The 13,034-nt window shown below is 52.1% G+C and carries 15 protein-coding genes and 1 pseudogene; 10 read left to right on the forward strand and 6 right to left on the reverse strand.

What is annotated here, in order from left to right:
- The first annotated feature begins 89 nt into the window (after positions 1-89).
- Positions 90-479, forward strand: coding sequence for a hypothetical protein (locus ACA051_RS10220; protein ID WP_497374634.1), 390 nt, complete (start codon positions 90-92; stop codon positions 477-479).
- A 190-nt stretch (positions 480-669) separates the two neighbouring features.
- Here ACA051_RS10220 and ACA051_RS10225 read toward each other — a convergent pair whose 3' ends face one another.
- The 4 genes from ACA051_RS10225 to ACA051_RS10240 form a co-directional block, all read right to left on the reverse strand.
- Positions 670-1,215 (reverse strand): DUF1523 family protein, encoded by a 546-nt coding sequence (locus tag ACA051_RS10225; RefSeq protein ID WP_497374636.1) that lies wholly within the window; start codon positions 1,213-1,215, stop codon positions 670-672.
- Between the two features lie 224 nt (positions 1,216-1,439).
- Positions 1,440-1,523 carry a hypothetical protein gene (locus tag ACA051_RS10230; protein ID WP_497375535.1) on the reverse strand — a complete coding sequence of 28 codons (84 nt, stop codon included), beginning with the start codon at positions 1,521-1,523 and terminating at the stop codon, positions 1,440-1,442.
- Positions 1,524-1,680: 157 nt separating this feature from the next.
- Positions 1,681-2,745: a hypothetical protein gene (locus tag ACA051_RS10235; protein WP_497374638.1), complete on the reverse strand. Its 1,065-nt coding sequence runs from the start codon at positions 2,743-2,745 to the stop codon at positions 1,681-1,683.
- 993 nt (positions 2,746-3,738) lie between these two features.
- Entirely contained in the window at positions 3,739-4,089 is a 351-nt protein-coding gene (locus tag ACA051_RS10240; protein WP_497374640.1) for a hypothetical protein, read from the reverse strand.
- 170 nt (positions 4,090-4,259) lie between these two features.
- On the opposite strand from ACA051_RS10240, the gene ACA051_RS10245 reads away from it, so the two are divergent.
- Positions 4,260-5,390, forward strand: a complete 1,131-nt coding sequence (locus tag ACA051_RS10245; RefSeq protein WP_497374642.1) for a DUF3800 domain-containing protein — start codon at positions 4,260-4,262, stop codon at positions 5,388-5,390.
- 345 nt (positions 5,391-5,735) lie between these two features.
- The gene (locus ACA051_RS10250; protein WP_497374644.1) at positions 5,736-6,911 is read left to right on the forward strand and encodes a lysozyme inhibitor LprI family protein; all 1,176 of its coding nucleotides are present in this window, start codon (positions 5,736-5,738) and stop codon (positions 6,909-6,911) included.
- A gap of 389 nt (positions 6,912-7,300) precedes the next feature.
- Here the strand turns inward: ACA051_RS10250 and ACA051_RS10255 are convergent, their stop codons facing one another.
- A complete protein-coding gene (locus tag ACA051_RS10255; RefSeq protein ID WP_497374646.1) occupies positions 7,301-8,557 on the reverse strand; it encodes a tyrosine-type recombinase/integrase in 1,257 nt (418 codons plus the stop codon).
- Between the two features lie 504 nt (positions 8,558-9,061).
- Here ACA051_RS10255 and ACA051_RS10260 point away from each other — a divergent pair.
- The 7 genes and pseudogenes from ACA051_RS10260 (at position 9,062) to ACA051_RS10290 (ending at position 12,020) form a co-directional block, all read left to right on the forward strand.
- Positions 9,062-9,251 (forward strand): annotated as a pseudogene (locus ACA051_RS10260) (hypothetical protein).
- Between the two features lie 122 nt (positions 9,252-9,373).
- Positions 9,374-9,694, forward strand: a complete 321-nt coding sequence (locus ACA051_RS10265) for a YbjQ family protein (protein ID WP_461957940.1) — start codon at positions 9,374-9,376, stop codon at positions 9,692-9,694.
- 186 nt (positions 9,695-9,880) lie between these two features.
- Positions 9,881-10,066, forward strand: coding sequence for a hypothetical protein (locus tag ACA051_RS10270; protein WP_497309453.1), 186 nt, complete (start codon positions 9,881-9,883; stop codon positions 10,064-10,066).
- A gap of 337 nt (positions 10,067-10,403) precedes the next feature.
- The gene (locus tag ACA051_RS10275; RefSeq protein WP_497309455.1) at positions 10,404-10,775 is read left to right on the forward strand and encodes a bacteriocin; all 372 of its coding nucleotides are present in this window, start codon (positions 10,404-10,406) and stop codon (positions 10,773-10,775) included.
- A gap of 193 nt (positions 10,776-10,968) precedes the next feature.
- Positions 10,969-11,397: a glycine zipper domain-containing protein gene (locus ACA051_RS10280; protein ID WP_497374648.1), complete on the forward strand. Its 429-nt coding sequence runs from the start codon at positions 10,969-10,971 to the stop codon at positions 11,395-11,397.
- Positions 11,398-11,521: 124 nt separating this feature from the next.
- Entirely contained in the window at positions 11,522-11,704 is a 183-nt protein-coding gene (locus ACA051_RS10285; RefSeq protein ID WP_497309459.1) for a hypothetical protein, read from the forward strand.
- Positions 11,705-11,810: 106 nt separating this feature from the next.
- Positions 11,811-12,020, forward strand: coding sequence for a hypothetical protein (locus ACA051_RS10290; protein WP_497309460.1), 210 nt, complete (start codon positions 11,811-11,813; stop codon positions 12,018-12,020).
- A gap of 618 nt (positions 12,021-12,638) precedes the next feature.
- On the opposite strand, the gene ACA051_RS10295 is transcribed toward ACA051_RS10290, so the two are convergent.
- Positions 12,639-13,034, reverse strand: coding sequence for a hypothetical protein (locus ACA051_RS10295; protein WP_497309461.1), 396 nt, complete (start codon positions 13,032-13,034; stop codon positions 12,639-12,641).

Below are 13,034 nucleotides of genomic sequence, written 5' to 3' on the forward strand. Positions count from 1 at the left end.
GATATTCATTGCGCTCGACTCCGTGGTGGGCATGAACAAGTAGCCTTGGGCCATGTAGAATCCCGGGCCACTGAACCAAGGACAGTTTTATGAACAAATCAATAATCGCTGGTCTCCTCGTTTCTATTGGATTTAGCACCAGCGTGTACGCCGATACCTTCACCAGCGCCGAAATCTGCAAGGCTGCTATTTCCGTGGAGATGGGTCGACCAACAAAAACGATGAAGACCAAACAAACAGACTCCATCCCTGAAGTTTCTTATCGTCGCTCTGACGGTGACACATTCCGGTATCGCTGCGATGTGAGCGAGGACCGAGTTGTTTGGTCAACGTTCTTGGCTGATACAAACGAGTGGGGCCGCTGGAGAAACCGTTATTCAGAAGGCGACTCGTCGACGACGTACTCAGTGTCGAATGGCGTGCTGACGATAAGCAACGATCAGTCGGGTGAAAAATCCTTCAAGAAGAAGGATTTCTAAAGCCGTGAAGTAAGTGCGCAGTGTTTCCCGCTGTTGGCCAGAGCTTTCTCTGCGACGACGACCCTGTGAATCGAATCGTTGAGCTCATTCCGCGGCGCCCAGGGGTATGGGTGGCCTGGGCGCGGGCAGCAGTCATAGGGAGGGGATTCATCTTTGTAGCTGGCCAGTGCATGCACTGGCCTGTTAATCGTCAGTTCGACACCGTCCCGAAGCGGGGAGTACGGCGACGGCGACGTATGAGAATAATGGCCACAACCAAAACTATCAGCGTGATGACGCTGAAGAATATGGTGTTGAACCAAGGGAAAGGTTCGTCCCGACTGTTTGTAGCCTCAATGGAGGTGATGTTGCCAAACACCGAAAGGATCTGAATGCGCCACCCGTAGTGGCTGATGAGGGCTAGCTGCTGACTATCTCGCGAATAACCCTGGGCTTTGGCCTGAATGTCCGCTGAGTCAAACTTGAAATACCACGGGAAGCTCCAGCCGGTATCTTCATTGCGATACACCATCACTTTCTTGGTCGTCGGGTTTTCGGTATTGATGAAGTACACGTCCCTGGTAGGTCCGTCGGCCGGGTTCTCGGCATTGATGACCCCGTCGTTATCAACCCGTTTTACTTCAACGCCGGTGATCAACACGACATCGTACTGGGGAAGGACGTAGTAAAGCCCTAGCGCGCTGGCGGCGACCACAAGCAGGGTTGCGCCCAGAATTACGCCCTTGAACCACTTCATGAAGGTACTCCGTTTTGATATCGTCTGATTCTGCCCGAAATCTGGCAGCCAGGTGCAAGTTTAGCCATGCCGCTGCCGCCGAACTTGTTTAGCAAATGTGTAGGCTATGGAAATGGTGGCCTTGTATCGATCCTAGTGGCTCCCAACAATACAAATCAATTGCCTAAACGGCAGATACAAAAAAGCCAGGAAGAACCTGGCTTTTTTTCTACACGAACCTGATCTTATTTAAGCCAGGATTCCACGGTGTCAGCGCCGTGTTGTGCCTTCCACTCTTTGAGACCCTTGTGTGTTGAGGCCGATGCCATATTGACCCACGTGCCGACGCAAGACTGCCCCACCTCCAAATCGGCACAAACCCTGCACAGGCGATGTTTTTCGAGGAATCAGACTGGGTCAGTGACATCTCGGCAACTGGGTCCATTCGGTGTCAGCGCCAACACCCCAAAGCGGATAACAGCCCAATCAGGGCTTTTCTTGCGCCTTCTCCGAGCTTATAGCCCGCCAGACCTTCGTCCAGAATCCTAGCTTGGCTTCCTCTAATTCTCCTTTCAAAGTTTCGATCTCATTCCCCCTGTTCGTGTACGCCGTTTTGTATTTCCCCAACTGGACCTTTAGATCCACCACGCTTTGGGTCAGCTCAATGGTTGAAGCTTCAAGATCAGCCTTATCTTTCTCCAACAGACCTTTCGCCCCGGAAAAGCCATCCCGCTCCTTACCCACAGCCACAGCGACCGATTCAGCCTCACGAACCTTATTGAAAAGAAACGTAGTTTCGCGCTTATTCTTCTCGACCAGCTCTACCCGGTCCTTCTCAGCTTGCCTTGCGAAATCGTCATGGAATCTGGTGCTTACTGGGTCAGAGAGGACTTTGCAAAACAGCTTGTTTGATACGATCTCGGCAATTTGCTGGTAGCGCCTCTCAAGACTACCTTCAACGTCATCTTTGTTGATGTACTTCTCAACCTTGATGCTGTCAGTAATCTTGATTTCGATTATGGGGATTCCGTGGTCACGGAAATCGACGACCTTCTGCATGCTGCATGGGTTCGAATAGCAGACCTCAATAGCGACCTTCCCTCCCCACTTCTTGTAGAAGGGGTTGTCGGCTGTGAACTCGCCATACAGGTCTGGAATATAGCCATTGCCGTTACCAAATTTCAGCCGGGTTTCCTCAGCGACAAGGCGTGTAAACGTGAAAGGGACGATCTCATTATCGATGACGAAATTGATCGTTTCGAGCTGCGAAAGGATGGCTATCAGGCAGGCATGGGAAAGGGATTCGCCATCGCTGTCACCAGATCGAGCCATAGGATCAACGTTCTTGTACCGGAAATACCCGTTCTTCACGGCGACCATCTCACGGCGCGTTTCTTCCCGAGAATGGGTACTGAAGAAGGTAAGAGAGCTAAATTCAGAGGGGTTCAAGCGGCGCATCTTGAGGACTTGCCAGATGAAGTAGAGCTTGTATCGACCATCCTCACGATTGATGAAGCCGTCAAAGTTCTTCGCACACGCCCAAATCTTCATGCCACTCCCTTACGTTGAAACGTTTTAGATCAGACCATACCAGCGCCTGAAAGCGTTTCAAAGCAAGGCATGCTATCAGTAGCCGAGCGCGTCCTTGGTCTGCTTTGAGACTCCTAGCCGACTTACGTCGAACAATGCAGCCGACGAGGGGTCGGATGGTAAGATTTTCAATGTGAGATTCGTGCCTGTTCTTAGCTTCCAAATGTCAGAGCACATCGCGAAGCAAAAACAGATTTGGAAAAGGAATTAGCAATAGGTTGATGAGAAATTTTACGGACAAGCATTACGCGAAGCAGAAAGCGGCGTCCGCCGTGATGACATATGGGCTAAAGCCCTTGCTACCAGTAACGGGGAGCTTGATCGTATCAGGTCGATTTACATTGAGCTTTTAGCACAGCATTTAGCCAATACCAGCGTTAAACAAGAACGCACGGCATATTGGACTGACGTAAAAGGACGACTCAAGAAATCCCTAATTATCTTTGCCGCAGTCTTATCTATTTTTACCGTAGCACTAATATGTTGTAACGCCCTGTGCAAAGACTACAAGAATCAGTGGCTTGTACAATATGGCGACACCCTACAAGCGCAAGATCGGCATCAGCCTCAGCATTTGTTTGATAGGGGCGGGAAGGCATACATGGAGCCTACGATAAAAGAAATGTGGGACATTGAACTGGCTTCGTATGGATTGATCAGTCCAAACAATTTTAGTCAGCTTCAAATTGATTTACAGCAAATGTCCGCGTCTCAATTATATGGAAAGTATGGTAACTCAGCTTCAACACTTATCAGGTGGAGGGCTAGCATGGCTGGTTCAATGACCTCAGCGCGCCCACCAAGCATGTGGGAAGCCCTGCTACTCGGCTTCAAGGTTCGATGAGTGAAGTAATTATTGAACGCCCGATTGGTGCGCAGCTTTTGTAGAAGAGCTGACTGCGCCGCCAACGAGCAGGGGCAGATAATGCATTCACATCGAAGATCGCTGCCCCTTCAGTATCCCAGCGTGTCCTTGGTCTGCTTACAGCTTCCCAAGCGCCCACGAACCTGACCATTCAGCATACGTGTCTGCATCGACTGATAAGCTTGGGTAGTGCCGTACTGCTGCTTCACAGCTTCGAGTTTGTTCTTCGCCTCAGTCATCTGTACCACACAGTCATTGATGTCCTTCTTCGACAGGGTTCGCGTGCCAGCCTCATTAGGCGTTCCCTGTGGACGGTTCTCGTACAGCTTTTGGACCTCGTTGAGGCTAGCCAGTGCAGTCGCTTCATCCTCATTGTTGGCTGCCCACACAGAACCACAAATCACTAATCCGATCATTCCTACTACACACTGTTTGATCAACGGAATCTCCCTATGTCATTGGTGGGTGTTCTCCTACCGGCAGCACCGTCAGCGACCGGCAATCTGCGTAGCCTACCATCCGTAATACAAGCCATAGGCTATCATCTAGGATTGCTGCGTCTGAAGGTACTCAGCGCAACCCCGTATAGCTTGATAACAAGGAATGTCTGATGAGCCAGGTTTACCCCATAGAAGATGCGGTGCCGCTGCCACCTGATGAAGAAGAGAAAAAACCAGAGAAGAAGGTTTTAACCAAGGACGAAAAAATTGAGAAGGAGAAAAAAGAGCTTCTATCTTCGGTAGCTGCTGCTGACTTTTCGTCGCTGAAACCTCGAGTCGCGTATGTATTAAACCTTTACCCTCACACACGAAATAGCGATATTTCTCTATCGTTGAAATATTGGGAAATATTCCAACCAGACCTTTATAAAGAAAGTGGAATTCTTCCGAAAGACCTTTTCAAGCTTGAAAGGCTCCATTATATCGTCCGTGCCCGCGCTAAAATACAAAACGAGTACGAGCTATTTTTAGCGGACACTGAGATCAAAAAAAGCCGTAGACGAAATGAAGAAAAAATGGAGGGCGCAGTCATTGATGATTCGCCACCAGTTAAGAAGGTGCATATTTTTTCAGATGAAACTGGCAAAACTCACCGATATGTTATGGTTGCCTCTGTATGGGTGCTCAACGGTAGAGCAGTATTCGCCACTAGCAAAGCAATAAGCGAGTGGAAAGCTAAATCAGTTTGGAAAAATAGAGAAATTCACTTTACCAAATTCGGCAAAAGCGACTATGAGACGTTAAAATCATACCTTGGTGTGATTTTAGAAAACCGGGAATATTTAGGATTTAAATATATCGCAGTCGAACGAGCGAAAACTAATCGACCTATTGAGGAAACCATTCTAAAACTACATGAACTGATGCTTGCGCGTGGGGCTACTCATGAGCTGGAGAGTGGAAGGATTGACCTGCCGAGAGAGATGGAGGTAACGGTTGATGAAGAGCAATCGCTCGACTCGTTTGTTATTTCTGATCTTAGAGACCGTGTAGGAGAAACCTTCAAAAAACGGTATGACGACAAACTGCAACTGACCTCATTGCAGACCGCATCATCCAAAAACAGCGCTCTGATACAGCTAGCTGACGTAATCGCAGGTGCGATAGGACGGATACTCAACCACGAAGGAGAACGTAATTTCAAAGACGAAATGGCGGATCTCGTGGTTCAAATGCTGGATTTGAAAATTGAAGAAGGTGACATTGACGGACTCGATTCTGCGGCTCGCTTTAACGTCTGAATAGATTAGGGAAAGGCATGCTCATCCTCGGGTATACCGCCTGTGTAAGCTGCAAGGTGTCGTCGCCCGCAATCTACGGATAGGCTTTAAACCGTTCAGAAGCGCCCTTCAGCGCCCCGCCTGTTGGCGCTGACACCGAATGGACCCAGTTGCCGAGATGTCACTGACCCAGTCTGATTCCTCGAAAAACATCGCCTGTGCAGGGTTTGTGCCGATTTGGAGATTGGGCAGTCTTGCCTCGGCATGTGGGTCAATTTGGCATCGGCCTCAACAGTCTAAGGATATTCAGCCGATAACAGTAACGCCAACTATGGGCATTTTGTTAATGGGATAGGGGTATACAGGATGATGATTCGCAGCGCGGTAGCGCTATTGTTGGCATTGGCGGCTGGCAGCTCAGTAGCAGCAAGCTTTGACTGTTCGAAAGCAGCAGGTTTCGCAGAGGTCACTATTTGTAAGGACGGTTACCTCAGTGGCGTCGACAGCATACTGGCCCGCACTTATAAAAAAGCGCTAGCTACGGCCGAGAATCCAGACGCGCTTCGTGAGTTGCAGCGCGAATGGCTGACTGCGCGTAATCAATGCACGACACAGACATGTCTTGATAAGACTCTAGGTGCCCGCGTCACCTTCCTCGACAACTATGCAAGCGCTGAAAAGAGCAAGGCCTACGCTGCAGAGGAAAAGATTAGAGAAGAGCAGCGAGCTGCTGAGCGCCACGCCGAGGAGATTGCTACCGAAAAACGGACCGAGCAATACAACACCGCGCAAGAATTAGCTCGCCAGCAAAGACAGCAGGCCGCCCAGCAACGGCAAGTACAGACAGTTCAGACGCAGCCGCAAATCGCGCCAGAGGTGCCGTCCTATCAAGCGCCTGCTTATGTGACACCACAGCAGCAAACTCGACCTGCAGTTCAGGCTAACGCGGAAAAACCATTCTTTCAAAGAGCATGGCAGGCGTTCTGGTCCGGTCCGGCCTGGAAGTACACCCTGTTCGTAGGTTTTTTGATCACCTGCTGGACTGTCTGGCGGCACCACACAGAGACGGCAACGATCTATACCGATTACACAGACGCAGCAATCACCAATTTACTGCCAGCCAGCGGAGTGGTAGCTGCCCTCCTTCTGCGGTGGCTTGAAATGCCTGGCCTGGTTCAAGGCATTGCTATGGCAATCGGGATACTACTGGGCATTACCTACGCCGTTTACGCGACCCTCAGAGCGAACCAGGGAGTGCTGAACGTGGTACTCGTTGTGCTCACCAAACTCACCATAATTTCGGTGTTCTACGCTGTGATCGGCATGTTGATTGCGTCGCTCTTTTCGAACACTGCCAGACGCAAGGGCGAGTCTCAAGCGCGTGCTGAGGCCCGAAATCGCAGAGAGAAGAAGCAAACGATGGCACAGATCACTGCCTTGTCTGCGGCATATACGGCACTCACCGTTTGGTTGTGCCGGCGTCCAGAGTTCACCACACTTTCCGAATGCCTGGAGTTTGATACAACGCTGGAACTGGCTTGAGCCCAAGAGGCAGGGCGCAAATCTCTAAAACTGGATGCCCATTGCAGGCATCCAAGATTTGCAACGACTCACTCAAGTATGCCTGCTGGACCACCAGTCCCCCATCACCAGTTCGGAGCCTCATCTGATAGCTCTTTCTCTCCACACGCCAGTCTTCAGGCTTACTGTCACGCCCCCCTGGCCCCCATGAAGATTGCGGGACTGAGTTCCGAGCTCCGCGGAAAGGTCGCTGATACAACCCCTAGGATTTAGCCATGGCAGATCCAACTGTTGGCACTGATGGAAAATTTACCCAAGGGGGGTTGCTGATTCTTGCATCAGCAACTGTTGATAAGTTTAGCCGCCGAGATGCTTGTAGATGTTTCCGTTCGATAGCCCAACACTGCGGGCTAAAGACCTGCCACATTCACTTTTAGGCTCACAAAGTCAGCCCAGTCGGTCATGAGTGCACGACGCTTCTCCAGCATGTCGCCGCGCCAATAAGCGGCCTCGGCACCGGTGGCGACAACGTGAGCCAAAGACATTTCGCAGACTTCCCTGGCATAGAGAGTGCACTCGGCAGCCCAATCCCTGAACGTACTGCGAAAGCCGTGAGCCGTGATGACTTTGTCATTGTTATCACGCCAGCCTTTACCCTGATCGTCTAGGTTCTTTTGATCCATGCGGCGCAACGTCATCAACATGGCCATATTGCTAATCGGTCGACCTTTGCGGGCGCCTGGGAACAGCAGCGAGCTGCCTTTGATTCGTGGGAGCCCTTCCAGCAAGGCTATCAGTGCATTGGAGAGCGGCACTGTATGGACTTTGCCCGCTTTCATACGCGCCGCTGGAATCGACCATAGCTTGGCTTTCAAGTCGACTTCACTCCAGTCCGCTTCAAGCACTTCGCTGGTTCGGCAGGCCGTGAGGATGGTCATTTTGAGGGCGCTGGCAGAGAGTCCTTCCACACTATTAAGTGCCTGTATAAAGCGAGACAACTCCGAGTAGGGCAATGCCGGGTGGTTTCGGGTGCGTTTAGCCTTGGCGCTTGGCGGTAACAGTTTGTCCAAGTGCCCCCGCCAGCGGGCTGGATTTTCACCGTCTCGTAATCCCCGTGCTTTAGCGGCATCTAGGACCAGTTCGATCCTGTTGCGCACTCGGCTCGCTGTCTCGGCTTTGCTGGCCCAAATAGGTTTGAGGATTTCGAGAAGATGTTCAGTGGTGATCTGGCTAGTCGCGAGGTCGCCGATGACGGGTGCAGCGTAAGTCGCCAGTGTGTTCGTCCACTGCTGAGCATGTTTGACGTTTTTCCAGCCGGTACGATGAGCTTCTATGTAGTCGTTTGATACGTCCTGGAACGTTACGGATTTCCTTATGCGTTGGTGATCAGCAGCCTGCTGTGCCGTGCGCTCATCATCACGCGCCTGCAACGGGTCAATACCGTCCCGCAGCAGTCGTCGCTGATCACTGTTTTTTTGTCGAGCCTCCTTGAGGCCGATTGCGGGATAGGTGCCTAAACCCATTTCCCGGCGCTTTCCCGCAAGCTGAAAACGCAGTACCCAATATTTCTTCCCGTTAGGTTTAATAAATAGGCGCAGGCCATCCCCGTCTTCATACGTGCCGGGGGCCGTCAGGTTCTCTATTTGTTTCGCTGTCAGCTTGCCCAAGTTATGCCCTTACCTACCGTTGAGTTCCCCCATTTGTCCCCCCACTATCGGTCGGAATATGATGGGTTCTAGTGGATGTCCTGAGACGATGATAGGCTTGAAGCGCCTTTAAAATAAAGGCCTATAGAGTTGTATCGGCTGTTCATGGATCTTAATTTGGCGGACTCCTTCACCGCCAAATTCGATGTAACCAGAACCCCTGATTTCGAGAGAAATCAGGGGTTTTGTGGTTTCTGAGGGCTGGAACTCAAAAAGCCCTGATAACGCCCAACGGACTTTAGGCAAAGAAGCATCTGAACTTGATGTAGGAAAAAAGAAGGTTGTGTGGGACGGAACGCTGGAACGCCAAGTGGTCGGGTGCTTTCATGGGTTATGGCTCCTCCGATGATCCGTCTCGAGAGGGGGGGCGTTTTGCGCCTTGAGGGTACAAAATGAATCAAAGGACATCAGACAAGGCACGCCCACTACCCGGACGGAAATGCGCACGTTATGCAGGAACTCACCATGGAACAGGCTGAACTGGAAAAGATTCATGTGGAAATCGTCAAGCTGATGGCTGAGCAGCGAAAGCTGAAAGCTGAACGCTGAAGCAGGAAAGATGACCCGTGAAACCTTTTGGTATCCCGTGGCTGTTGCGACCGGACTGATTGGCACGGTGGCGACTATCACGACGGTGTTGGTCAAGCTTCTTTGACTCGTTAACTATGCCTGAGGTCTGCGATTCCCGAATTTCGAAGCCCAGCCGTTGCTGGGCTTTTTGTTTTCATCGATTGGCCGCCGAGGAATAATGCGCGCCACTATATAGAAGGAGTCCCGATGATCACCACCACAACCCACGCCATTGAAGGCCGCCAGATCACCGCCTATCTGGACATCGTCAGCGCCGAGTCGGTGCAGGGCGTCAACGTTATCCGCGACCTGTTCGCCGGCATGCGCGATTTTTTCGGTGGGCGTTCCCAGACGTTGGAGCGTGCGTTGAAGGAGGCGCGGATTCAGGCGACCGACGAGATCAAGGAGCGGGCGCGGGCGCTTCAGGCGGATGCGGTGGTGGGGCTCGATTTTGAGATCAGCATGCCGGCCGGCAAGGGCGGGATGGTCGTGGTGTTTGTGACCGGGACGGCGGTCAAGCTGAGGTGAGTGACGGAATGAATCTGTTTAATCGCTAACTGGATTTGTAGGAAACGGCGGATCCATTCGTCGGGCATGCGGAAAACTGAATTACAAGTCCGGTAATGACCGGCTAGTCTCAAAAGCCTTGGTGGTCGATATTTTTCAGGCAATAGGGCTTGCCGGTATCGATCCCGCTTTGAGAGGGGAAGGGCTATGGCTGATCCGTATATCGAAGACGACGGGGCAGAATTTCCAATCAACAATTGCGTGCAGTGCGGCCAGACGGAATATGTGGCGGGCTTCGGCGAAGATACACTCAAGACCAGCAAAGTGAAATCCACCGCGACCAAAGTGGTCAGGTCGAAGTTTTTGCCCAAATTGACGACACCTAGGAAGTAAATGGTCAACCGGACAAACCCCGCGCCAGTAGTGGGGTTTTTTATTTTCCGAGGTTCGACACTGCGGAAATGGATTACAGCTTCTCGATGACTTTCCTGTTGGGTTTATTTCACAAAGTTTTCACACCCGCTTACGTAGTCTCAGCTCATCCGTTAGAAAGCAGTACCCTAGCCCGTTCCCCAGCGGGCTTTTTTTTGCCTGTCATAAAACCTTTTCAATAAAAGCTGTCCAACCGTCGCCAATGGCGAGGAGGGGCGGTTTTTGTGTGGACGTTTCCTTCTCGAAAGCATTCAATCCCCGGGTTTTCGGTTTCTCCTAATTTTTGAGGTTTTTCTTCATGCGTTTAACATTGCCTGCTCTGGTTCTGGGACTTCTGATGACTCAAGGTGCGATGGCTGCCGGTGATGGCACTGCTGCGCTCGGTGGTGGTCTGGGCGGTGCGTTGGGTAACGTGGTCGGCCAGAGCATGGGCGGCAGCACCGGCGCGGCAATCGGCGCGGGTGTTGCGGGCGCTGCCGGCAGTGCGGTGGCAGCACGTAAAGGCAGCCGCACCAAAGCGGCCATTGGTGGCGGTGTCGGTGCGGCCGGTGGTTCGGTAATCGGCAACAGCCTGGGCGGCAAGACCGGTTCGACCATTGGCGCAGGCCTGGGTGGCGCATTGGGCGGCGGCGTAGGCAGCAATCTGGCCAAGGGTCACAAGCGTCACTGACCCTGATCGATCAAAGCGAAGAGCCCGGCTAAATGCCGGGCTTTTCGTATCTGGATGTTTCGTTTTCGCAGGCTTCGAATTTGCAGCTGTCCAACCTTCATCGCTGGCCGGATTCAGTGAGTGCAGGTGTTAGACTCACGCCCATCCGTAGCGCGTACTTTTACCCCCGATACGGAATTTTGAGGTTCATATCATGCGTTTGACATTGTCCACGTTGTTTCTGGGACTTTTGGTCGCTCAAGGTGCAATGGCTGCCGGTGACGGCACTGCAGCAGTGGGTGGCGGTCTTGGCGGTGCACTGGGTAACGTATTGGGTCAGCAAATGGGCGGCAGCACAGGCGCAGCGATTGGCGCCGGCGTTGGCGGCGCTGCGGGCAGTGCGGTTGGTGCGAACAAGGGCAGTCGCACAGAGGCAGCGATTGGCGGTGGATTAGGCTCGGCAGGCGGCTCGGTGATCGGCAATAGCCTCGGCGGTTCTACCGGCTCGACCATTGGCGCAGGCCTGGGCGGTGCAGCAGGTGGGGCGGTCGGCAACAACCTCGGCAGCGACAACGGCAGCTCCCATTCCGGGGGCGGCCATAAAAATAAGCACAAAAACAAGCACAAGAATAAACATCACTGATTCGACATCGAGTGACATCAGAAACCCGGCCCAGGCCGGGTTTTTCGTATCTGCTTGCTGGACCCCGGAACGTTTGGTCGCAGGCCGCCTCGAACGTCATACACCCAACGTTGTGAGAACTGCCATGACACCTGAAACCGAAGGCAAGGAAGAAAAAGGCCCGAGTGGGCTCCCGGTCATCAATGACCCCGGCAACGAAGATCCGGGTTCTTTGATGGATGACGCAACGGTCCCGCTTAACGATTCCGATGACGCGGGGGATGTGGGAAACCTCGAGTATGAAGAAGAGGATGAAGACGAAGATTGACCAGCGTTGTGGCGCAATCGACCGATCGTCTCTCTGATCGAACGCAAGCATTGCCCAGCCCTCGAAATTTCAGGGCCTGCTTTTCAGGCCCTTCGAGAGGTGCTTTATGAATGCTGATCCGAAAGTCGACGATGACGACACCCCTGAATACCCGCTGCCTTCGCCCACCGATTCCTTGAGTCGCGATCAACGTCCGCCTGACGACGACACTGCGGTTGAGCAAGTGCCGACTGATGATGTGAAACGTGGCGATGTGGAGGCTATTCCCGAAGATCCGGACATTGCTGATAACGATGGTTCCGGTGAGCCGAGCTGAAAAACCATTCGTCGATTGGGCTGTACCTTTGAAAAGCCAACGCTGCCAGAAATCAGGTACGCACCTTTTTAAGGAGATGCACCATGATCAGGTCAACATTGATGGTCCTGACGGTGAGCGGCGTGTTGTTGGTCAGTTCAATGGCGGCGTTTGCTCAATCTTCCGGCAATGACGCGCCGGTCGATAAGGGCGGGATGCCGCCGTCTACTGAAATGAATGCGGGTTCTGGAGACGGGAAGGCGCTGCCGCCTGGCTCGATTGGCAGTGGAAATGCCGGTGATGCGAACGGGAGTAGCACCAGCCCGGGAGCAGGAAGCGGGTCGATGAGTGGTGGAAGTTCGATGGGGAGTGGTTCTGGGAGTGGGTCTGGAGGATCCGGTAGTTCTGGTGGTTCGGGGATGAGTGGAGGTGGGAGCGGTGGGAGTTCGTGTAGTGCGGGAGGAGGGACGGGTGGTGCTGGTGGTGGGACGAGTGGTTCGGGTGGTTAATCCATATATTTCAGGAAGATGAGCCCAGTTAGAACTGGGCTTTTTTGGCTAAAGTGATGTGGCTAACTAAATCTGCTCTTTTTTCTCTTGGATATTTATGAGCGTAGATTGCTATAGCGTTTTTTTTTGGCTAGGGCATGAACGATGCAAGCCAACGCTTATAGAAGTCCCTTTGTTGTTGAATATCAGTTGTGATGTCTTTGTCTTCATAATCGAAGATATTAACCACATCTTCAGTTTCAGCTGGCTGTCCCATATGAAGCTCATACGCCACTATGCCACCGGCCATTTGCGATGCCATACGCGAGGGATATACGTTGAGTTTTGCGCCTTTGCATAGAAAATTTATTTCCGGAAAATCGGCTCGCAACAGCCCAAAGCATTCGTAAAGATCATGAGCCGTGTATGTTTTTCTCAAGCCGTTTTTCGTTGTGAAAACCAATGTCAGATTTTTTCGGTCGCATTCGATTGAAACTTTCTCGGTGACTCCGCAGGAGTCTACGGATATTTCTATTGTTTTGTTCAC

Source organism: Pseudomonas sp. LBUM1669 (assembly GCF_059695705.1).